The sequence below is a fragment of the Streptomyces sp. NBC_00083 genome (assembly GCF_026343295.1).
In the GTDB taxonomy this organism is placed as follows: domain Bacteria; phylum Actinomycetota; class Actinomycetes; order Streptomycetales; family Streptomycetaceae; genus Streptomyces.
On sequence record NZ_JAPELY010000002.1, the window covers coordinates 1084251 to 1105815 of the forward strand.

Genomic DNA, 21565 nt, shown 5'->3' on the forward strand with positions numbered 1-21565 from the left:
GGGAGACCCCCGGCCGGGCGGGCACCAGCGCCGGACAGCTGTGGCTGCGTACCTCATTCGACGCGTTTTCGGCGCGGTGCTCCTGCTGCTGATCGTCAGCGCAGTCACCTTCGCGATCTTCTTCCTGGTACCCAGGCTCGCCGGCCAGTCGGTGGACCAACTGGCGGCGCAGTACGTGGGCAAGGACGCCAACCCCTCCTCGATCGCCGCGGTGAAGAAGAACCTGGGCTTCGACCAGCCCCTGTACACCCAGTACTGGCACTTCATCAAGGCGCTCTTCGTCGGCGCGGACTACCACTTCGGCCCCGACGCCTCCCACTGCAGCGCGCCGTGCTTCGGCTACTCGTTCAAGACTCACGTCGAGATCTGGCCGCAGCTCACCTCGCGCATTCCGATCAGCTTCTCCCTCGCCATCGGTGCCGCCGTGATCTGGCTCATCACCGGTGTGTTCACGGGCGTGGTGTCGGCGCTCAAGCGCGGCTCCTTCCTGGACCGCTTCTTCATGGGTGTCGCCCTGGCCGGCGTCTCCCTCCCCATCTTCTTCACCGGCATGCTGGCGCTCGGTCTGTTCACCGTGCAGTGGCCGATCTGGGACGGCATCGACTACGTGCCGTTCACGGACGACCCGTTCCAGTGGGCCTGGAACCTCCTGATCCCGTGGTGCAGCCTCGCCTTCCTGTACTCCGCGCTCTACGCCCGGCTCACCCGGGCCGGAATGCTGGAGACCATGAGCGAGGACTACATCCGCACGGCCCGTGCCAAGGGCCTCAAGGAGAACAAGGTCATCATCAAGCACGGCCTGCGGGCCGCGCTGACCCCGATCGTCACCATCTTCGGCATGGACTTCGGTCTGCTCATCGGCAGCGCCGTCATCACCGAAACCGTCTTCTCCCTCAAGGGAATCGGCGCGTACGCGATCGAGGGCATCCAGAACAACGACCTGCCGATCGTCATGGGCGTGACCCTCGTCGCCGCCTTCTTCATCGTTGTCTGCAATCTGCTGGTGGACCTGGTGTACGCCGCGATCGACCCCAGGGTGAGGCTCTCGTGAGCGAGGAATCCAAGGAGCAGACCGTCGCCACCACCGCGACGGCGGCCGTCGGCGAGCCGGAGAAGGCCCGCCCGGCCGGCGACCCGGACGCGTTCCTGTCCGTACGGGACCTGCGCATCCACTTCGACACGCCGGACGGCGTGGTCAAGTCGGTCGACGGTGTCAGCTTCGACATCAAGCCCGGCGAGACCCTGGGCATCGTGGGCGAGTCGGGGTCCGGCAAGTCGGTCACCTCGCTCGGCATCATGGGCCTGCACCGCACCGCGCCCAACGTCAAGATCTCCGGCGAGGTCTGGCTGGACGGCGAGGAGCTGATCGGGGCCGACGCCGACCGCGTGCGGCGCCTGCGCGGCCGCAAGATGGCGATGATCTTCCAGGATCCGCTGTCCGCGATGCACCCGTACTACACGGTGGGCAAGCAGATCGTGGAGGCCTACCGGGTCCACCACGACGTCAGCAAGAAGGTCGCCAAGGCCCGCGCCATCGAGATGCTCGACCGGGTCGGCATCCCCGAACCCGCCAAGCGCGTCGACGGCTACCCGCACGAGTTCTCCGGCGGTATGCGCCAGCGCGCGATGATCGCGATGTCGCTGGTCAACAACCCCGAACTGCTCATCGCGGACGAGCCGACCACCGCTCTCGACGTCACCGTCCAGGCACAGATCCTCGACCTGATCCGGGACCTGCAGAAGGAGTTCGGCTCCGCGGTCATCATGATCACCCACGACCTGGGTGTGGTGGCCGAGATGGCGGACAAGCTCCTCGTGATGTACGGCGGCCGCTGCATCGAGCGCGGTCCGGCCGACCAGGTCTTCTACAGCCCCCAACACCCTTATACCTGGGGCCTGTTGGGGTCGATGCCGCGCATCGACCGCGAGGAGACCGACCGGCTCATCCCGGTGAAGGGCCAGCCGCCGTCCCTCATCAACGTGCCGTCCGGCTGCGCCTTCAACCCGCGCTGCCCGTACGCGGACGTGCCGAAGGACAACGTCACCCGGACCGTGCGCCCCGAGCTCACGGAGTGGGACGGCGACGGCGGCAGCGGTCACTTCTCGGCCTGCCACATGTCGCAGGAGGAGCGGACCCGTATCTGGACCGAAGAGATTGCGCCGAAGCTGTGAGTGAGAAGAAGTCAGCAGAGAAGGCGATCCCGAAGCAGTCGCAGGCCTCGCCGGAGCCGCTCCTCAAGGTGGAAGGGCTCGTCAAGCACTTCCCCATCAAGAAGGGGCTGCTCGGCCGGGCGACCAGCGCGGTCAAGGCGGTCGACGGGCTCTCCTTCGACGTGCGTCCCGGGGAGACCCTCGGCGTCGTCGGCGAGTCGGGCTGCGGCAAGTCGACGATGGGCCGGCTCATCACGCGGCTGCTCGAACCGACCGGCGGCACCATCGAGTTCGAGGGCCAGGACATCACGCACATGTCGGCGGGCAAGATCCGCCCGCTGCGCCGTGACGTCCAGATGATCTTCCAGGACCCGTACGGTTCGCTGAACCCGCGCCACACCATCGGCGGCATCGTCTCCACCCCCTTCCGGCTCCAGGGCGTCACGCCCGAGGGCGGGGTGAAGAAGGAGGTCCAGCGGCTGATGGAGCTGGTGGGCCTCAACCCCGAGCACTACAACCGCTATCCGCACGAGTTCTCCGGCGGTCAGCGCCAGCGCATCGGGATCGCCCGCGCGCTCGCGCTCAACCCGAAGCTCGTCGTGGCGGACGAGCCCGTCTCGGCGCTCGACGTGTCGATCCAGGCCCAGGTGGTCAACCTCCTCGACGACCTTCAGGAGGAGCTCGGCCTCACGTATGTGATCATCGCGCACGACCTGTCGGTCATCCGGCACGTGTCGGACCGCATCGCGGTCATGTACCTCGGCAAGATCGTCGAGCTGGCCGACCGCAAGTCGCTCTACGCGGCGCCGATGCACCCGTACACCAAGGCGCTGATGTCCGCGGTGCCGGTGCCGGACCCCAAGCGGCGCGGCATGAAGAGCGACCGCATCCTGCTCAAGGGCGACGTGCCCTCGCCGATCTCGCCGCCGAGCGGCTGCCGCTTCCACACGCGGTGCTGGAAGGCGACGGAGGTCTGCAAGACGCAGGAGCCGCCGCTGATCGAGCTCAAGCCGGGCCAGCGGGTGGCCTGCCACCACCCGGAGAACGCGGAGGACCCGGCGCCGGGCGAGACGGCTCTGGCGGGCGCCAGGGAGACGATCGAACTCACCCCGGACGCGGCGACCGAGCCGACGGAGCCGGTCGAGTTGGCCGAGCTCGCCGAGGCGGCGGGCGCCGTCGAGGTGACGGAGGCTCCGGCGACGGCCGGCACGGCGGACGCTCCCGCGGCGGCCGACACCGCGAAGGCGGAGGGCGCTGCCAAGGCGACGGAGCAGGCCAAGGCGGCGGGTGCGGCCAAGGCGGCCGCCGCTGCCGACAAGGCCGGGTCCGCCGACGCCGCGGATGCGGCGGGCGCCGCTGAGGTGGCGGATGCTCCGGAGGCGGCCGACGCCGCCGCGGGGTCCGGTGCCGGGTCCGCCGAAGAGCGTGGGGACGAGGGCGTCCAGGAGTCAACCGACAAGTAGGGCATGTCAGTTCGGCAAAGTCATGTCCATGACCAAGCGGGAGAGTGCAGAGTCTGCGTGTCCGTACCAACGGCACACGTTCGAAGGGCAGACTCATGGCACTCTCCCGTTCGGCACGTCGTAGCTCCCGGCTGCTCGCCCTCGCCACCGCGGTGGCCGCCGGGTTCACGATTGCCGCCGCACCCGCCGCCTCACCGGGCTCCCCGGGCATCGGTGACCCGTACTTCCCCACCATGGGCAACGGCGGTTTCGACGCGCTCCATTACGACCTCGGGGTCAGCTACAACCCCGATTCCGGGCGCCTCGACGGGCGCACCACGGTGACCGCTCGCGCCACCCAGAACCTCTCCCGGTTCGACCTCGACCTCCAGAAGCTGACCGTCGACTCGATCCGCGTGAACGGCAAGCCCGCCGACTTCAGCAGAACCGGTGACGACATCGTCATCACCCCGCGCCACCGCCTGGCCAAGGGCGAGGAGTTCGAGGTCACCGTCGTCTACGGCGGAGTGCCGCAGGCGCTGAACGGGCCCATCGTCTTCGGCTCGGACTACGGCTGGATGAAGACCAAGGACGGCGTCTTCGTGGCCTGCGAGCCCAACGCCGCCTCCACCTGGTTCCCGTCTAGCGACCACCCCTCCGACAAGGCCACGTACGACATCCGCATCGACGCCCCCAAGGGCCTCACGGGCGTGTCCAACGGCCGCCTGGTGGACTCGCACGACCGCGGCGGACGCTCCTACTACCACTGGCGCGAGTCCAAGCCGATGGCGACCTACCTGGCCACCGCCTCCATAGGCAAGTTCGACGTGAAGACGGGCAGGACGCCGGCCGGCACGCCCATCTACGTGGCCATCGACCCGGTCCTCGCCAACCAGAACAAGGTCGACGTGTACGCGGTGACGGCCGAGGCCACCGACTACTGGTCCAAGCTGTTCGGCCCGTACCCCTTCGAGGTGACCGGCGCCGTCGTCGACGACATGCCGCAGGCCGGGTTCTCCCTGGAGACCCAGTCCAAGCCCAGCTATTCGGCGGTGCGTTCCGAGTCGACCATCGTGCACGAGCTCGCCCACCAGTGGTTCGGCGACTCCGTCTCCGTCGACCAGTGGAAGGACATCTGGCTCAACGAGGGCTTCGCGACCTATGCCCAGTGGCTGTGGGCCGAGCACCGCGGCACGAGGACGGCGCACGACTCCTTCCTCGCCGACTACAACGCGATCCCGGCGAACGACGACTTCTGGAAGATCGAGGTGGCCGACCCGCAGCGCGACACGATGTTCTCCGACGCCGTCTACGACCGTGGCGCGATGATGCTCCAGGCGCTGCGCGAGCGCATCGGCGACAAGGCCTTCTTCACGCTGCTCCCGGCCTGGACCAAGGCCCACCGCTACCACAACGCCGACACCGCGGACTTCGTCAAGCTCGCCGAGAAGGTCTCGGGCCAGTCGCTCGACGACCTGTTCCAGAAGTGGGTCTACGACACCGGCAAGCCCGCCCTCTAGAACGGCGGATGCCGGGGAGCGCCCCGTCGTGAGTAAAAATACGGGGTGCTCCACTCACTGTTCAGCCCCTCCGTCCAGCACGTGCTGGACCTGGTCGGAATCTTCGTCTTCGCGATCTCCGGCGCCCTGCTCGCCGTGCGCAAGAACTTCGACGTGTTCGGCATCGCGGTGCTCGCCGAGGTCACCGCGCTGGGCGGGGGGCTGTTCCGCGACCTGATCATCGGGGCGGTCCCGCCGGCCGCCTTCACCGACCTCGGCTACTTCGTGACCCCGCTGCTCGCCGCGGTCCTCGTCTTCTTCCTGCACCCCGAGGTCGAACGCACCCAGCTCGCGGTGAACGTCTTCGACGCGGCCGGGCTCGGCCTCTTCTGCGTCACGGGCACGACCAAGGCGTACGACTACGGGCTCGGCCTGACCTCGTCGGCCGCCCTGGGTCTCGCCACGGCGGTCGGCGGCGGTGTGCTGCGCGACGTCCTCGCCAACGAGGTGCCCTCGCTGCTGCGCTGGGATCGCGACCTGTACGCGGTGCCCGCGATCGTCGGCTCCACGATGGTCGTGCTCTTCATCCGCTTCGACATCCTGAACGCCGGGACCAGCGGGCTCGCGGTGGTCACGGCGTTCCTGCTGCGCATCGCGGCCCTGAAGTACCACTGGCGGGCGCCGCGCGCCTGGCACCGGCGCAGCTCGACGCTGGAGGAGGTGTGAGCGGGAGCCGGGTGGAGCGCCCACAAGAAAAGCTACCGCTCAGTAATGTATCGGTGTACGGTGCTGCCATGGCACAGGCATCGTCACCGGTACTCCCCGCCACGATCGGGGACAGCGAGTTCGACCGCGACACCGCCGTCACCCTGCGCGAAGCGGGGATCTACGACGCGGAACTCTCGGCGGGCTGGACCATCATCCACGCCGTCAACGGCGGCTATCTGCTGGCCCTCCTCGGCCGGGCGCTCGGCGACGCGCTGCCGCACCCGCACCCGTTCACCGTCTCCGCGCACTACCTCACGCCGTCCGTGCCGGGGCCCGCCGTCATCCGTACCGAGGTGGTACGCACCGGCCGCACCCTCTCCACCGGACAGGCCTCGCTGTTCCAGTACGACGAGAACGGCGCGGAAGTCGAACGCATTCGGGTCCTCGCCTCCTACGGCGACCTCGACGCGCTGAGTGACGACGTGCGCACCACCGCGCGGCCGCCCGCGATGCCGCCGCTCTCGCACTGCATCGGCGCGACCGACGCGCCGGACGGCAGCCGGCCGCCGATTCCCGGCAGTTCGGCCATCACCGACCGGCTGATGCTCAAGCTCGACCCGACGACGCTCGGGTGGGCCGTGGGCGCGCCCTCGGGGAAGGGCGAGATGCGCGGCTGGTTCGGGCTCGCGGACGGGCGGGACCCCGACCCCATCTCGCTGCTGCTCACGGTCGACGCGCTGCCTCCGACCTCCTTCGAGCTCGGGCTCAAGGGGTGGACGCCCACGGTCGAGCTGACCACGCACATCCGGTGCCGGCCCGCGCCGGGGCCGCTGCGGGTGTCCATCACCACGCGGAACCTGGCGGGGGGATTTCTGGAGGAGGACGCGGAGGTGTGGGACTCGGCGGACCGGCTGGTCGCGCAGTCCCGGCAGTTGGCGCGAGCACCGCGCCCGTAGGCCCCGGGTGCCCTGCCAGGGGCGCAGGGCTGCGCCTTTCGCGCGGCTCCGCCGCGGTGGGTGCGGCCGCGTGGCTCGACTCCGGGTGCCCTACGGGCCGCGCGGGGCGGTGGGTTCGGTGCCGGGTGCCCTACAGGCCGCGCGGGGCGGTGGGTTCGGTGCCGGGTGCCCTACGTCTTCAGGGGCGCGGGGCTGTGCCGTTTGCGCGGCTCCGCCGCGGTGGGCGCGGGTGCGTGGCTTGACTCCGGGTGCCCTACGGGCCGCGCGGGGCGGTGGGTTCGGTGCCGGGTGCCCTACGTATTTAGGGGCGCGGGGAACTGCGCGAGACGCGGGCACGGTCCGCAGACGAAGACGGGGTTGCTGGGGCTCCGCCCCAGACCCCGGGGGATGCCCCACCCCACCCCTTCCCGAAACCCTCCGGGGGTTACGGAACGGGCTGAGGTCCAAACCCCTGGGGCTCCGCCCCAGACCCCGTTCGCGCCCGAAAGGCGCTCGTCCTCAAACGCCGGACGGGCTGAAGATGCTCAGACCGGGCGCCCTGCCAAGGGGGGGGAGGGATGCCGGCGCCGGGCACCCTGCCAAGGGGGAGGGATGCCGAGGCGGGGCGCCCTGCCAAGGGGGGGGCGCGGGCTCAGTCCAGCCAGTGGCGGCGGCCCAGGGTCACCAGGCGGAGCTGGGCGCGGGCCGTGGTCAGGGCTGGGCTCTCGGGGGTGGGGGGCGGGTCCTCCAGGAGGGCGGACGCCGTCATCACCATGTGGTCGACGTACAGACCCGCCAGCATCCGCAGATCCTCCGCGCTCCACCCCGCCGACTCCGGGTCCGCCCCGAGCGCCTCGGCCACCTCGTCGGCGAAGCGGCGCAGTTGCACGCCGATCGCCTCGCGGACCGGGGCGACCCCGCCGTGCCGTTCGCGGGCGATGAAACGGACGTGCGCCGGGTACGCGCGGACATGCGCGGCGATCAACGCGACCGCCCGGTCGATGCGTTCGTCGCTCGACCCGGTCGTCACGATCGCCGCCCGGATCGTTTCGTGGAGCGATCCGAGGGCCTGCTCCACCAGGGCGACGCCCAGGTCCGCGGTGTCCTTGAAGTGGCGGTAGAACGCGGCCGGCGCCACCCCGACGGCCCGGGTGACCTCACGGAGCCCGAGGCTGCTCAGGCTCTGGTGCTCCAGGAGCTGGAGCGCCGAGTCCATGAGGGCCTGTCGCGTCTTCTGCTTCTGGGCCTGCCGGATTCCGAGAGTGTGGCTCATACCACTCAGTAAACATGTGTTCGCCGAAGTTGGGAAGACTAGACTCAGTAGTCAGTGAACAGTCGTACTCCGAACTGCCGGGGTACGCCCACGCGCACACGGAAAGGGACCTCATGTTCTTCCTCGTCGCCGCCCTCCTCCTGCTGGGGGTCGTGCTGGGCTCAGCGGCGCACCTCCCGCTCCCGGTCACGCTGGCCGTCGCCGCCGCCATCGGGGTCTGGCTGCTCGTCTTCGCCGCCCGCGAACGCCTCTCGCACCGGAAGGGCTGACCATGGAACTCACCGCGATCCGCCGCCGCAGCCGAAGCCGCGACCGTGACGCCGACGGCATGGCCGTCGCCGCCTTCGTCCTCGGCCTGCTCGGACTGCTCGTCATGAACATCGTCCTCGGCCCCATCGCCATCGTGCTCGCCTCGCTCTCCCTGCTGTACGGGACGCGGCGCCGCGGCCGCGCGATGCTCGGACTCGCCCTCGGCGTGGCCGACCTGGTGGTCCTGGTGAGCCTCGCCATGGCCGACCACACCGTCTCCTGGGGCCTCAACGGCTGACCGGCGGCCGGACCCCGCGTTCGGCCCTGGCCGGAACTGCGGCACGGTCCACCCGGCGCGGCTCGTAGAATCGGGCCCACCATGGCCTACCTCGACCACGCCGCGACCACTCCGATGCTTCCGGAGGCGGTCCGGGCGATGACCGCCCAGCTGACCGCCACCGGCAACGCGTCCTCGCTCCACGCAGCCGGACGGCGGGCCCGCCGCACCGCCGAAGAGGCCCGGGAGGAACTCGCCGACGCGCTCGGCGCCCGCCCCAGCGAGGTCGTCTTCACGGCCGGCGGCACCGAGGCCGACAACCTCGCCGTCAAGGGCCTGTACTGGGCCCGCCGGGACGCCGACCCGCGCCGCGTCCGCGTCCTCGCGAGCCCCGTCGAGCACCACGCGGTGCTCGACGCGGTGGACTGGCTCGCCGAGCACGAGGGCGCCACCGTCGAATACCTGCCCGTCGACGCGTACGGCAGAGTGCACCCCGAGGCCCTGCGCGAAGCCATCGCGCGGGACCCCGACGACGTCGCCCTCGCCACCGTGATGTGGGCCAACAACGAGATCGGCACCGTCATGCCGGTCGCCGAACTCGCCGCGGTGGCGCGGGAGTTCGACGTTCCGCTGCACGCCGACGCCGTGCAGGCCGTCGGCCAGCTCGACGTGGACTTCGCCGCGTCCGGCCTCGCCGCCATGACCGTCTCCGGGCACAAGATCGGCGGCCCGTACGGCATCGGTGCCCTGCTGCTGCGCCGCGAGTACACCCCCGTGCCGGTCCTGCACGGCGGCGGCCAGGAGCGCCATGTGCGCTCCGGCACCCTCGACGTCCCCGCCATCGCGGCGTTCGCCGTCGCCGGGCGGCTCGCCGCCGAGCGGCGCGGAGCCTTCGCCCGCGACACCGGCGCCCTGCGCGACCGGCTGGTGGCGGCCGTGCGCAAGGCCGTGCCCGACGTGATCCTCGGCGGCGACCCCGCCCCCGGGGGCCGCCTCCCCGCCAACGCCCACTTCACCTTCCCCGGCTGCGAAGGCGACTCCCTCCTGCTGCTGCTCGACGCGCAGGGCATCGAATGCTCCACCGGCTCCGCCTGCACCGCCGGCGTCGCCCAGCCCAGCCACGTCCTGCTCGCCACCGGCACCGACCCGGACCTCGCCCGCGGCACCCTGCGCTTCTCGCTCGGCCACACCTCCACCGAGGCCGACGTCGACGCCGTCGCCGGAGCCATCGGCCCCGCCGTGGAGCGGGCCCGCACCGCCGGCCTCGTCTGAGCCGGCCGCACGGCCGGGCCGGGCTCAGACCCGCCCGGCCGCCGCGACCAGCTTGATGTAGCGCGGCCAGTCCCAGTGCGGGCCGGGGTCGGTGTGATCGGTGCCCGGCACTTCCACGTGCCCGATGATGTGCTCGCGGTCGACGGCTATGCGGTAGCGGGCGCATATCGCCGCCGTCAGCCGCGCGGACGACGTGTACATCGTGTCCGTGAACGAGGACGCCTCGTCGACGAACCCCTCGTGCTCTATGCCGACGCTGCGCTCGTTGTACTCCCGGTTGCCGGCGTGGAACGCCACGTCGAGCTCCCGCACCGTCTGCGCCACATGCCCGTCCTTGCGCACCACATAGTGGGCGGCGGCCTTGTGGCCCGGGTCCTGGAAGGCCCGCAGGGCGCTGTCGAAGCTGCCCTGCACCACATGGATCACGATCCGGTCCACCCGGTAGTCGTCCGGCCGGTCGGCCGTCCGCCAGTTCGCCCCGGCGGCCGCCACCCACTGCGCTCCCGCGTAGTCCAGCTCCCCGGCCTTGCGCGGCCGGTGCGGGCGCGCGTGCGGCGCGTTGAGATATCCGATGGTCCCGAGCGCCACCACCGCGCCCCCGATCAGCAGCCCCCTGCGGCTGGTCGCCATACGCCCGCCCCCGTCGCTCCCGTGCCTCCCCGTGGGGCCCCCGTCGCACCCCGCGGCCCCGGGATCCCCGATAGGACCCCCTCCGACAAGCACAACGGATACTCCCGCGCCCCCGGTTCCCGAAGCCACGTACCCTTACGAGTGCTATGACTCAGACTTCGCCGCCCTCCTCGCCGATGACCTCCCCGCGCCCCCTGCGCGTCCTCGCCGCCATGTCCGGCGGCGTCGACTCGGCGGTCGCCGCCGCACGGGCCGCCGAAGCGGGACACGACGTGACCGGAGTGCACCTGGCGCTCTCCGCGAACCCGCAGTCCTTCCGCACCGGAGCCCGCGGCTGCTGCACCATCGAGGACTCCCGGGACGCCCGCCGCGCCGCGGACGTCATCGGCATCCCCTTCTACGTCTGGGACCTCGCGGAACGCTTCCGTGAGGACGTCGTCGAGGACTTCATCGCCGAGTACGAGGCGGGCCGCACCCCCAACCCGTGCCTGCGCTGCAACGAGAAGATCAAGTTCGCCGCGCTGCTCGACAAGGCCCTCGCGCTCGGCTTCGACGCCGTCTGCACCGGCCACTACGCGACCGTCGTCCTGAACGAGGACGGCACCCGCGAGCTGCACCGCGCGTCCGACATGGCCAAGGACCAGTCGTACGTCCTCGGAGTGCTCGACGAGCGCCAGCTCGCCCACGCGATGTTCCCGCTCGGCGACACCCTCACCACCAAGGACGAGATCCGGGCCGAGGCCGAGCGCCGGGGCCTGGCCGTCGCCAAGAAGCCCGACAGCCACGACATCTGCTTCATCGCCGACGGCGACACCCAGGGCTTCCTCGCCGACCGCCTCGGCAAGGCGGAGGGCGACATCGTCGACGAGTCCGGCGCGAAGATCGGCAGCCACGAGGGCGCCTTCGGCTTCACCATCGGCCAGCGCAAGGGCCTGCGCATCGGCCACCCCGCCGCCGACGGCAAGCCCCGCTACGTCCTGGACATCTCGCCGGTGAACAACACGGTCACGGTCGGCCCCGTCGAGGCCCTCGACGTCACCGCGCTCGGCGCGATCAAGCCCCGCTGGTGCGGGACCGCCCCGGCCGGCGCGGGCACGTACACGGCGCAGCTGCGCGCCCACGGCGGCGAGACCGAGGTGACGGCGGAGCTCGTCGACGACGTCCTGAACGTGACGTTCGCCGAACCGGTCCGCGGCGTCGCCCCCGGCCAGGCGATCGTCCTGTACGACGGCACGCGCGTGGTGGGCTCGGCGACGATCGCGACGACCGAGCGGGCCGCCGCGAACGCCTGAGCCCGCCGCCCGGGGACTACTCGGCGACCCGCAGCACGATCTTGCCCCGGGTGCGGCCCCGCTCGCCGTACGCGTGGGCCTTCGCCGCGTCGGCGAGGTCGAACACCGAGTCCACCACCACGCGCAGCTTGCCCTCCTCGACCAGCGAGGCGATCGCCCGCATGCCCGTGTGGTCCGGCTCGACCAGGGTGAACCCGGCCCGCACCCGACGGGCCGCCGCGTCGGCGAGCAGCTCGGGCGAGTCCGGGGTGTTGATCGACACCAGGGTGCCGCCGGGGCGCAGCACCGTCAGGGAGCGCGTCGCGTAGTCGCCGCCGACCGTGTCGAAGACGACGTCCACGTCGCGCACCGCCTCGGTGAAGTCGACCGCGGTGTAGTCGATCACCTCGTCCGCGCCGAGCCCGCGGACGAAGTCGTGCTTGGCGGCGCTCGCCGTACCGATGACGTACGCGCCGCGCGCCTTGGCGATCTGTACGGCGAGGTGGCCGACGCCGCCGGCGGCCGCGTGGACCAGCACCCGCTGCCCCGCGCCCAGTCGGGCCGTGTCGACCAGCGCCTGCCAGGCGGTCAGCGCGGCCAGCGGCAGGGCCGCCGCCTCGGTGTGGTCGAGGCCGGCGGGCTTGCGCACGAAGTGCCGGGCCGGTGCGGTGACGTATTCGGCGTAGGCGCCCGCCTGGTGCGGGAAGCGCGGCATGCCGAACACCTCGTCGCCGACCCCGTAGTGCGTGACGCCGAGGCCCACCGCCTCGACGGTGCCGGACACGTCCCAGCCGAGGATCGCCGGCAGGCTCATCGGCGCGATGCCGCCGTGCTCACGGACCTTCCAGTCGGCGGGGTTCACACCGGCCGCGTGCACCCGGACCAGAACCTCGCCGGCGCCCGGCTCGGGGCGCTCGGTCTCGGTCTCGGTGAGCACCTCGGGGCCGCCCCACTGCTGGAGGCTGACGGCACGCATGGTCTGGGACATGGCTGATCCTTTTCACGGGGTCTTCGCTGGTGAGAGCCACCAACAGGGACCAGCCTGCACCCCGGGCACCGAGCGTGGTGCTGGCCGGTTGGCCATGATGTGACAGAATCTGGCCATGACCGTACGCCCGACCACGCACGCACGACCGGCCACGCATCGCGTCGCGGTGCTCGCGCTCGACGGAGTGGTCTCCTTCGAGCTGGGCATCCCGTCCCGGATCTTCGACAGCGCCCGGGGGCCCGGGGGCGAGCCGTTGTACGAGGTGACCGTCTGCACGGCCGACGGGCGGCCGGTGCGCACCGAGGCCGGGTTCTCGGTCGCCGTCGACCACGGGCCCGAGGCGCTCGCGGCGGCCGACACCGTGGTCGTCCCGCCGACCCACGACCTCGGCGCCATGGCGACGGGCGGCCCGCTGCCCGAACCGGTGGCCCGCGCCTTCGAACGGATCAGGCCGGGCACCCGCATCGTGTCCATCTGCACGGCGTCCTACGTCCTGGCCGCCGCCGGGCTGCTCGACGGGCGGCCCGCCACCACGCACTGGTGCGACGCCGAGGCCTTCCAACGCACCTTCCCGCGCATCCGGCTGGACCCGGGCGTCCTGTTCGTGGACGACGGTGACGTGCTGACCTCGGCGGGCGCCGCCGCCGGCATCGACCTGTGCCTGCACATCGTGCGCCGCGACCACGGCAGCGCCGTCGCGAACCGGGCCGCCCGGCACTGCGTGGTGCCGCCCCACCGCGACGGCGGGCAGGCCCAGTACATCGAGCGCCCCGTCCCCGAGCCGACCCTCGCCAGCACCGCCGACACCCGCGCGTGGGCCCTGGGCCGGCTCCAGGAACCGCTCCCGCTGGGCGAGTTGGCCGCCCACGCGAAGATGAGCCTGCGCACGTTCACCCGCCGCTTCCGGGAGGAGGCGGGCATGACGCCGGGGCAGTGGCTCACCGCCCAGCGGCTCGAACTGGCCCGCCAGCTCCTGGAGTCCAGCGACCTGCCGGTCGACCTGGTCGCCCATCGCGCGGGCTTCGGCACGGCCAACTCGCTGCGCCAGCACATGCGTTCCGTGCTGGGCGTCTCACCCGTCGCCTACCGGCGCACCTTCCAGGTCGCGGACCGGACGGCGCCGCCCCGCGCGGGTCAGCCGGTGACGGTCTCCACTTCGTAGAAGCAGAGGTGGTCCTTGATCTCGGCCACCTCCGCCTTCGGGTCCGGGTAGTACCAGACCAGGTCGGGCGCGCCGGGCAGCGACCAATAGGAGGCCGTTCCCTTGAACGGGCAATAGGTGTGCGTGTCCGACGCCGTCAAGAGGTCGGTCCGTACGTCCTGCGGCGGCAGGTAGTAGCGGACGGGGAGGCCGGTCTCGTGGAGGAGCAGCGGACGCCTGCTCTCCGCGAGCACCTGCCCTCCGTGAACGACCCGCACATGCTCGCTGCCCTGCTCGATGGTGATGCGATGTCCTGTCGTCATAAGAAGTGCAGCGCCCGCGGGACCGTCGTTCTTCCCTCGTAGGGTGGGGGCATGAATATCTGTGTCTTCCTGTCCGCGGCCGACCTCGACGAGCGCTACACGCGGCCGGCGCGCGAGTTCGCCGAACTGCTCGGCAAGGGCGGCCACACCCTGGTGTGGGGCGGCTCCGAGAGCGGCCTCATGAAGGTCGTCGCCGACGGGGTGCAGGAGGCCGGCGGCCGGCTCGTCGGCGTCTCGGTCGACTTCCTCGCGGCCAAGGCTCGCGAGAACGCCGACGAGATGGTCATCGCCAAGGACCTCGCCGAGCGCAAGGCGCTGCTGCTCGCGAAGTCCGAGGCCGTCGTGATCATGGTGGGCGGCACCGGCACCCTCGACGAGGCCACCGAGATCCTGGAGCTGAAGAAGCACGGCAAGACCACCAAGCCGATCGTGCTGCTCAACACCGCCGGCTTCTACGACGGCCTCAAGCAGCAGTTCCGCCGCATGGAGGACGAGGGCTTCCTGCCCGTCCCCCTCACCGAGCTCGTCTTCTTCGCCGAGGACGGCGTAGCGGCCCTCGCCTACCTCGAAGAGTCCCGCGGCATCCAGTAGGGCGACGGCCGGGGCGAGCCGCGACTAGTGCGAGCATGGCGGGTATGGCTACTCACCTGATCACCGGCGCCGGATCCGGCATCGGCGCCGCCGTCGCGCGCCGGCTGCACGCGCGCGGCGACGAGCTCATCCTGCTCGCGCGCGACGCCGGCCGCGCCAAGGAGCTCGCCGCCCGCCACCCGGGCGCCCGCACCCTCGTCGGCGACCTCGCCGACCCCGACCGCCTCTCCTGGGCCTTCGACAAGCAGTCGATGCCGGACCGTCTCGACTCGCTGCTGCACATCGCGGGCATCGTCGACCTCGGCCCCATCGGCGAGCTGCGGCCCAAGACCTGGCACCAGCAGCTCAACGTCAACCTCATCGCCCCCGCCGAGATCACCCGCCACCTGCTGCCCCAACTGCGCGCCTCGCGCGGCCACGTGGTCTTCGTGAACTCCGGCGCCGGACTCAGCGCCCACGCCGAATGGGGCGCGTACGCCGCCTCCAAGCACGGCCTCAAGGCGCTCGCCGACTCGCTGCGCAACGAGGAACACCCCAACGGCGTCCGCGTGACCTCCGTCTACCCGGGCCGCACCGCGAGCCCCATGCAGGCCAAGGTGCACTCGCAGGAGGGCAAGGAGTACGTGCCGGCCCGGTTCATCGACCCGGAGTCCGTGGCCACGACCATCGTCATGGCCATCGACCTGCCGCCCGACGCCGAGGTCAACGACCTCACCGTGCGCCCCGGCAAGTAGCCGCTCGGCGGGGCCCCGCCCCTGGTTGCGTACGCTTCCGGGGTGAGTGAACAGAGCAATTCCCCCTGGGGGCCCGCCACCGGGGTCGGTTCGATGCCGGGCGGCGACGCGCGGGAGACCGCCAAGACCGTGACCGGATCGCTGATCGGCGCCGAGGGCGCGGGCGGCGACTTCCCGTACCTCGCGGAACTGCCCGCGCGCGGCCCCGGCGCCGACATGATCGGCCGCACCATCGGGCTCCTCGTCGAGATGTACGGACACGTGGAGCCCAGCGGCTGGCGCGTCGGCGACCGGCCCGGCCGGGACACGCGGCGGGCCAGGTCCTGGCTCGGTGAGGACCTCGACGCCCTGGAGGAGTTCACCCAGGGCTACACCGGCCCCCTCAAGGTGCAGGCCGTCGGGCCCTGGACGCTGGCCGCCGCCCTGGAGCTGCGGAACGGAGAGCTCTCGCTCGGCGACCCCGGCGCCTGCCGCGACCTCGCGGGATCACTCGCCGAGGGCCTGCGCGACCACCTCGCCGACGTACGCCGCCGCGTACCCGGCGCCCGGCTCGTCCTCCAGCTCGACGAGCCCTCCCTCACCGCCGTACTGCGCGGCCGGATCCGCACCGCCAGCGGATACCGCACCCACCGGGCCGTCGACCGACAGGTCGTCGAGGGCGCCCTGCGCGATGTCGTCGCCGTCCACGACGGCCCGGTCGTCGTCCACTCCTGCGCCCCCGACGTCCCGTTCGCACTGCTGCGCCGGGCGGGGGCCGCCGGAGTGTCGTTCGATTTCTCGCTGCTCACCGAGCGTGACGACGAGCAGATCGGTGAGGCGGCCGAGAGCGGCGTCAAGCTCTTCGCCGGAGTGGTGCCCGCCACCGACGGCCCATTGTCAGACCCTGCCGGTAGCGTCATGGGTGTCAGGACGCTGTGGCGCAGGCTGGGGCTGAATCCGGGGACTCTGGGCGAGTCCGTGGTGATCACTCCCACGTGCGGTATGGCGGGCGCGTCCCCGGCCCACGCGCGGGCCGCGCTCGCCCACTGCGTCCGGGCGGCGAGATCGCTCGCGGACAACCCTGAGTGACGGGGACAACGGGAAACGGGAGGACATGACGGTGGCTGGCGAACAGAACGCAGCGGTGCCGGCGGAGGCACGGGAGAAGCACGCGCTCCTCGCCGAGCAGATCGAGGAGCACCGCTTCCGGTACTACGTCCGGGACCAGCCGGTCATCAGCGACGGCGACTTCGACAAGCTGCTCCGCTCCCTCGAAGCCCTGGAGGAGGAGCACCCCGAGCTGCGCACGCCCGACTCGCCGACCCAGAAGGTCGCGGGCGCCTACGAGACGGACTTCGCGTCGGTCGAGCACCGTGAGCGGATGCTGTCCCTCGACAACGCCTTCGACGACGAGGAGCTCGCGGCCTGGTCGGAGCGGGTCGCCAAGGACGTGGGCACGGCCGGGTTCCACTACCTGTGCGAGCTCAAAGTCGACGGCCTCGCCGTGAACCTGACGTACGAGAACGGCAGGCTGACCCGCGCCGCCACCCGCGGCGACGGCCGCACCGGCGAGGACATCACGCCCAACGTGCGCACCATCGCCGACATCCCCACCCGGCTCAAGGGCGACCACATCCCCGCCCTCGTCGAGATCCGCGGCGAGGTCTACTTCCCGATGGAGGCCTTCGAAGGCCTCAACGCGCGCCTGGTCGAAGCGGGCGACAAGCCGTTCGCCAACCCCCGCAACGCGGCGGCCGGTTCACTGCGCCAGAAGGACCCCAAGGTCACCGCCACCCGGCCGCTCCACATGGTGGTGCACGGCATCGGCGCCCGCGAGGGCTTCGACATCGACCGCCTCTCCCAGGCCTACGGACTGCTGCGCGCATGGGGACTGCCGACCGCCCAGCACAACAAAGTGGTCGACTCTCTCGAAGAAGTACGGGAGTTCATCGCCTACATGGGCGAGAACCGGCACTCGGTGGTGGAGCACGAGATCGACGGCGTCGTCGTCAAGCTCGACGAGATCCCCCTCCAGGGCCGCCTCGGCTCCACCGCGCGCGCCCCGCGCTGGGCCATCGCCTGGAAGTACGCGCCCGAAGAGGTCAACACCAAGCTCGTCAACATCCGTGTGGGCGTGGGCCGCACCGGCCGCATCACCCCCTACGCCCAGGTCGAGCCCGTCACCGTGGCCGGCTCCGAGGTCGAGTTCGCCACCCTGCACAACCAGGACGTGGTCAAGGCCAAGGGCGTCCTCATCGGCGACACCGTGGTGCTGCGCAAGGCCGGCGACGTCATCCCCGAGATCCTCGGCCCCGTGGCCGACCTGCGGGACGGCAGCGAGTACCCCTTCGAGATGCCCGCCGAGTGCCCGGAGTGCGGCACCGCGCTGCGTCCGATGAAGGAGGGCGACATCGACCTGCGCTGCCCCAACGCGCGGTCCTGTCCCGCCCAGTTGAGGGAGCGCCTGTTCTACCTGGCGGGCCGCAAGAGCCTCGACATCGAGAACTTCGGATACGTCGCGGCGGCAGCGCTCACCAAGCCCCTGGAGCCAGCCGCGCCGCCCCTGCTCGACGAGGGCGACCTCTTCGACCTGACCATCGACCAGTTGCTGCCCATCCGGGCCTACGTCCTCGACCAGGACAGCGGACTGCCCAAGCGCGACCCCAAGACCGGCGAGGAGAAGACCGCGCTCGTCTTCGCCAACATGAACGGGGAGCCCCGCAAGAACGCCGTCTCGATGCTGGAGAACATCGCCGCGGCCAAGGAACGCCCGCTGGCCCGCATCCTCACCGGGCTCTCCATCCGCCATGTCGGCCCCGTCGCCGCCGAGGCGCTCGCCCGCGCATTCCGCTCCATGGACCGCATCGAGCAGGCCACCGAAGAGGAACTCGCCGCGGTCGAGGGCGTGGGCGGCATCATCGCCGCCTCGCTCAAGCAGTGGTTCACCGAGGAGTGGCACCAGGAGATCCTGCGCAAGTGGAAGGCGGCCGGCGTCCGCATGGAGGACGAGAGCACCGGCGAGGACGAGGGACCGCGCCCGCTGGAGGGCCTCACCGTCGTCGTGACCGGAACGCTTGAGCGGCACACCAGAGATGGCGCGAAAGAGGCGTTGCAAAGCCGCGGAGCCAAGGTCACCGGTTCCGTTTCCAAAAAGACATCCTTCGTTGTCGTCGGCGACAGCCCCGGTTCAAAGTTCGACAAGGCAATGCAGTTGAAGGTTCCGGTTCTGGACGAGGACGGATTCGCCCTTTTGCTGGAACAAGGGCCGGAAGCAGCCGCAGCAGCCGCGATGCCCAACGCCCCGGAGGGGGAATAACAGAGAAACAAGGGTAATAACAGGGGGCCTGGAGGCTGCGCGGAGTCACCCGTTCGGCGCATAGCAGACCGATGCGGGTGGCTGGGTCGCATTCGGGCAAGAGCTGTAGACCGCTGCCCCAGGAAGCCTTCAGCGGCCTACTGTTGAGATGCGCGCCCGTCGTGCACGACCGGTGGACCCCGCCCGTGGAGAAGTGGGGCGGAACACCGGCCGTGGCATGACAGCGGGTGCCATCGCGAGCACGGGCACCGCCGGCTGTGAGAGGGACGGGAATGAAACCGACCGAGAGCACCGCCCCGGCCGTGAGGCTGCGCGGGTTCACGGGCTTTTCGTCCACGCTGACGGCCGTCGTGACCGGCCTCGCGGGCGGAGTCCTCGCCACCGGCGCCTACCGGGCCGTGCAACAGGGCACCGCCCTGTTCCCCGGCGGGACGACGGGCTGGTCGCTCGCCGTCCTCAGCGGCATCATCGTCGGCCACCTCGTCGCGCTCGGCCGTGAGCGCTGGTGGGGCGGCACCGGCTCCGGAGCCGCCCTCACCATCGCCGTGCTCCTCCTCTACGGCTGGCTGCCGGCCGCCCTGGTCAGCCTGGCCGTGGTGGTCCTGGTCGGCGCCGCACGGCGCAACCGCCGCCGCCAGGGCGTACTGCACGGCGCCGTCGACGTCGTCGGCATCGGAGCGGCCGGGCTGGTCCTCGCCGCGTTCGGCACCGTCCCGTCCGTGGCCCGGCCCTGGTGGCCCACCGAGTGGAGCATCGCCACCGCCCCCCAGATCGTCCTCGCCGCCGGTGCCTATCTGCTCTGCACCAGGACCCTGCTCTGGTACGCGACCGCACCCCGCGGCGGCCTGCCGACGGTGGACCGCACCGCTCTGCTCCGGCAGGGCCTCGTCGCCGTCGCCCTGCTCGGCATCGCGCCCCTGATCTGCGTCGTCGCCATGGCCGTGCCGGTGCTGCTGCCGCTGTTCGCGGTGCCGCTCGTCGCCCTCGACTCGACGCTCTGGATCGCCCGCGCCCGCGCCGAGGAACAGCTGCGCGACCCGCTGACCGGGCTCCCCAACCGCCAGTGGCTCCTGGAGCGCACCTGGTCGGCCCTGGAGGAGGCGGAGAACACCGCCACCCGGTCCGCGCTCGTCCTGATCGACCTCGACCGCTTCCGGTCGGTCAATGACACCCTCGGCCACCTCGCCGGAGACCGCCTCCTCCTCCAAATAGCCGAACGGCTCAAGACGGCTCTGCCGCGCGGCGCCGAGGCGGCCAGGCTCGGCGGCGACGAGTTCGCCGTGCTGCTGCCCGTCTGCGAGTCCGCGACCAGCGCCATGCGCACCGCCCGGGGCCTGGTCGCCGAGCTGTCCTCGCCGCTCGACCTCGACGGGCTCACCCTCGTCCTCGAAGCCAGCGCCGGCGTCGCCCTCTTCCCCGACCACGCGCTGGACGCGGAGGGACTGCTGCGCCGCGCCGACATCGCGATGTACCAGGCCAAGCGGGACCGCACGGGCGTGGAGGTCTACGAATCGAAGCGGGACTCCAACACCCCTGACCGGCTCGGCCTGTTGGGCGATCTGCGCCGCGCGCTCGACGCGGGCGACGTGGAGCTGCACTACCAGCCGAAGGTCCAGTTCGACGGGCGGGTGGCGGGACTTGAGGCGCTGGTCCGCTGGGTCCACCCCGAGCGGGGGCGGGTGGCGCCGGACGAGTTCATCGCCATCGCCGAGTCCAGCGGGCTCATGCCGCACCTCACCGAGTACGTCCTGGACACCGCTCTCGCGCAGGTCGCGCGGTGGCGGGCGCAGGGCCTCGACGTGCCGGTCGCCGTCAACGTCTCCCCGCGCGACGTCCACACGCCGGGGTTCGCGGGCGCCGTCGCGGCCCGGCTCGCCCGGCACGGTGTGCCGCCCGGCGCGCTCCAGCTGGAGATAACCGAGCACGTCCTCCTGGAGGACCCGCAGCGGGCCGCCGACACGCTGGCCGGGCTGACCGGGCACGGCGTCAAGATGTCGCTCGACGACTTCGGCACGGGCTACTCCTCGCTGGTGCACCTGCGGCGGCTGCCGGTCAGCGAGCTGAAGATCGACCGGTCGTTCGTGGCGCGGCTCGCCGTCGACAACGAGGACGCGGAGATCGTACGGTGCACGGTCGATCTCGCCCACTCGCTCGGCCTGTTGGTGGTCGCGGAGGGCGTCGAGGACGACGAGACGTGGGAGCGGTTGCGGGACCTGGGGTGCGACGCGGTGCAGGGGTGGCTGGTGGCTGCGGCGATGCCGCCCGATGAGGCGACGGCGTGGTTGCTGGCGCGGGGTGACAGCGGGTGGCATCGGCCGGCGGAGATCGCCGCGGCCGAGGCGGCGGCCCGCCAAGCCTCCAACCAGCCCGTCCAATAGCCCCACGGGGTCGACCGCCCGGCTCCGCCGAGGTGGGCGCGGGCGGTGGGCTGCGGCTCCGGGTGCCCTACTAGGGGCGCGGGGCTGTGCCGTTTGCGTCCGCCGCGGCGGGCGCGGGTGATCCGCTCGGTGCCGGGTGCCCTACGTCTTTAGGGGCGCGGGGCTGTGCCGTTTGCGCGGCTCCGCCGCGGTGCCGGGTGCCCTACTAGGGGCGCGGGGAACTGCGCGAGACGCGGGCACGGTCCGCAGACGAAGGCCGGGGTTGCTGGGGCTCCGCCCCAGGCCCCGGGATGCCCCACCCCGCCCCTTCCCGAAACCCTCCGGGGGCTAGGAAACGGGCTGGGGTTCAGACCCCTGGGGCTCCGCCCCAGACCCCGTTCGCGCCTGAAGGGCGCTCGTCCTCAAACG

General features: G+C 71.6%; 20 protein-coding genes. 16 read left to right on the forward strand and 4 right to left on the reverse strand.

Translation table 11 applies throughout. The annotated features are described in order from the left end of the window. The first annotated feature begins 40 nt into the window (after nucleotides 1-40). The 6 genes from OOJ98_RS21290 to OOJ98_RS21315 all read left to right on the forward strand — a co-directional run bounded on the left by OOJ98_RS21290 (nucleotide 41) and on the right by OOJ98_RS21315 (nucleotide 6756). Nucleotides 41-1051 (forward strand): ABC transporter permease, encoded by a 1011-nt coding sequence (locus OOJ98_RS21290; RefSeq protein WP_267056524.1) that lies wholly within the window; start codon nucleotides 41-43, stop codon nucleotides 1049-1051. Then, nucleotides 1048-2172: an ABC transporter ATP-binding protein gene (locus OOJ98_RS21295; protein WP_267056525.1), complete on the forward strand. Its 1125-nt coding sequence runs from the start codon at nucleotides 1048-1050 to the stop codon at nucleotides 2170-2172. The genes OOJ98_RS21290 and OOJ98_RS21295 overlap by 4 nt, the downstream gene beginning before the upstream one ends. After that, a complete protein-coding gene (locus OOJ98_RS21300; protein ID WP_267056526.1) occupies nucleotides 2169-3614 on the forward strand; it encodes an ABC transporter ATP-binding protein in 1446 nt (481 codons plus the stop codon). The genes OOJ98_RS21295 and OOJ98_RS21300 overlap by 4 nt, the downstream gene beginning before the upstream one ends. 95 nt (nucleotides 3615-3709) lie before the next feature. Next, nucleotides 3710-5113 (forward strand): M1 family metallopeptidase, encoded by a 1404-nt coding sequence (locus OOJ98_RS21305; RefSeq protein ID WP_267056527.1) that lies wholly within the window; start codon nucleotides 3710-3712, stop codon nucleotides 5111-5113. Nucleotides 5114-5158: 45 nt separating this feature from the next. Continuing rightward, on the forward strand, nucleotides 5159-5818 hold the full coding sequence (locus tag OOJ98_RS21310) for a trimeric intracellular cation channel family protein (protein WP_267056528.1): 660 nt from the start codon (nucleotides 5159-5161) through the stop codon (nucleotides 5816-5818). Nucleotides 5819-5886: 68 nt separating this feature from the next. Then, complete coding sequence (locus OOJ98_RS21315) at nucleotides 5887-6756, forward strand: thioesterase family protein (RefSeq protein WP_267056529.1); 870 nt, start codon at nucleotides 5887-5889, stop codon at nucleotides 6754-6756. 631 nt (nucleotides 6757-7387) lie between these two features. Here OOJ98_RS21315 and OOJ98_RS21320 read toward each other — a convergent pair. Next, on the reverse strand, nucleotides 7388-8008 hold the full coding sequence (locus OOJ98_RS21320) for a TetR family transcriptional regulator (RefSeq protein ID WP_267056530.1): 621 nt from the start codon (nucleotides 8006-8008) through the stop codon (nucleotides 7388-7390). A 113-nt stretch (nucleotides 8009-8121) separates the two neighbouring features. Here OOJ98_RS21320 and OOJ98_RS21325 point away from each other — a divergent pair, with 113 nt between their 5' ends. From OOJ98_RS21325 to OOJ98_RS21335, 3 genes are all read left to right on the forward strand, one after another. After that, on the forward strand, nucleotides 8122-8277 hold the full coding sequence (locus OOJ98_RS21325) for a hypothetical protein (RefSeq protein WP_267056531.1): 156 nt from the start codon (nucleotides 8122-8124) through the stop codon (nucleotides 8275-8277). 2 nt (nucleotides 8278-8279) lie between these two features. Beyond that, nucleotides 8280-8555 carry a DUF4190 domain-containing protein gene (locus tag OOJ98_RS21330; protein ID WP_267056532.1) on the forward strand — a complete coding sequence of 92 codons (276 nt, stop codon included), beginning with the start codon at nucleotides 8280-8282 and terminating at the stop codon, nucleotides 8553-8555. 81 nt (nucleotides 8556-8636) lie between these two features. Continuing rightward, a complete protein-coding gene (locus tag OOJ98_RS21335) occupies nucleotides 8637-9806 on the forward strand; it encodes a cysteine desulfurase family protein (RefSeq protein ID WP_267056533.1) in 1170 nt (389 codons plus the stop codon). Nucleotides 9807-9830: 24 nt separating this feature from the next. On the opposite strand, the gene OOJ98_RS21340 is transcribed toward OOJ98_RS21335, so the two are convergent. Beyond that, nucleotides 9831-10436, reverse strand: coding sequence for an N-acetylmuramoyl-L-alanine amidase (locus OOJ98_RS21340; RefSeq protein WP_267056534.1), 606 nt, complete (start codon nucleotides 10434-10436; stop codon nucleotides 9831-9833). A 146-nt stretch (nucleotides 10437-10582) separates the two neighbouring features. Here OOJ98_RS21340 and mnmA point away from each other — a divergent pair, with 146 nt between their 5' ends. Then, the gene (gene mnmA / locus OOJ98_RS21345; protein WP_267056535.1) at nucleotides 10583-11728 is read left to right on the forward strand and encodes a tRNA 2-thiouridine(34) synthase MnmA; all 1146 of its coding nucleotides are present in this window, start codon (nucleotides 10583-10585) and stop codon (nucleotides 11726-11728) included. 16 nt (nucleotides 11729-11744) lie between these two features. On the opposite strand, the gene OOJ98_RS21350 is transcribed toward mnmA, so the two are convergent. Beyond that, nucleotides 11745-12695, reverse strand: coding sequence for an NADP-dependent oxidoreductase (locus tag OOJ98_RS21350; protein WP_267056536.1), 951 nt, complete (start codon nucleotides 12693-12695; stop codon nucleotides 11745-11747). Between the two features lie 115 nt (nucleotides 12696-12810). Here OOJ98_RS21350 and OOJ98_RS21355 point away from each other — a divergent pair, with 115 nt between their 5' ends. Continuing rightward, entirely contained in the window at nucleotides 12811-13857 is a 1047-nt protein-coding gene (locus tag OOJ98_RS21355; protein ID WP_267056537.1) for a GlxA family transcriptional regulator, read from the forward strand. On the opposite strand, the gene OOJ98_RS21360 is transcribed toward OOJ98_RS21355, so the two are convergent. Beyond that, on the reverse strand, nucleotides 13830-14159 hold the full coding sequence (locus OOJ98_RS21360; RefSeq protein ID WP_267056538.1) for a DUF427 domain-containing protein: 330 nt from the start codon (nucleotides 14157-14159) through the stop codon (nucleotides 13830-13832). The two genes, OOJ98_RS21355 and OOJ98_RS21360, sit on opposite strands and share 28 nt — an antisense overlap. A gap of 51 nt (nucleotides 14160-14210) precedes the next feature. Between OOJ98_RS21360 and OOJ98_RS21365 the strand changes: the two genes are divergently transcribed. The 5 genes from OOJ98_RS21365 (at nucleotide 14211) to OOJ98_RS21385 (ending at nucleotide 21157) form a co-directional block, all read left to right on the forward strand. Then, complete coding sequence (locus OOJ98_RS21365; protein WP_267056539.1) at nucleotides 14211-14750, forward strand: TIGR00730 family Rossman fold protein; 540 nt, start codon at nucleotides 14211-14213, stop codon at nucleotides 14748-14750. 35 nt (nucleotides 14751-14785) lie between these two features. Further along, nucleotides 14786-15484 (forward strand): SDR family oxidoreductase, encoded by a 699-nt coding sequence (locus OOJ98_RS21370; protein ID WP_267056540.1) that lies wholly within the window; start codon nucleotides 14786-14788, stop codon nucleotides 15482-15484. A 42-nt stretch (nucleotides 15485-15526) separates the two neighbouring features. After that, nucleotides 15527-16552, forward strand: coding sequence for a methionine synthase (locus tag OOJ98_RS21375; RefSeq protein WP_267056541.1), 1026 nt, complete (start codon nucleotides 15527-15529; stop codon nucleotides 16550-16552). Nucleotides 16553-16583: 31 nt separating this feature from the next. Continuing rightward, a complete protein-coding gene (gene ligA / locus OOJ98_RS21380) occupies nucleotides 16584-18779 on the forward strand; it encodes an NAD-dependent DNA ligase LigA (protein WP_267056542.1) in 2196 nt (731 codons plus the stop codon). A 272-nt stretch (nucleotides 18780-19051) separates the two neighbouring features. Then, complete coding sequence (locus tag OOJ98_RS21385) at nucleotides 19052-21157, forward strand: bifunctional diguanylate cyclase/phosphodiesterase (RefSeq protein WP_267056543.1); 2106 nt, start codon at nucleotides 19052-19054, stop codon at nucleotides 21155-21157. The last annotated feature ends 408 nt before the right edge of the window (nucleotides 21158-21565 follow it).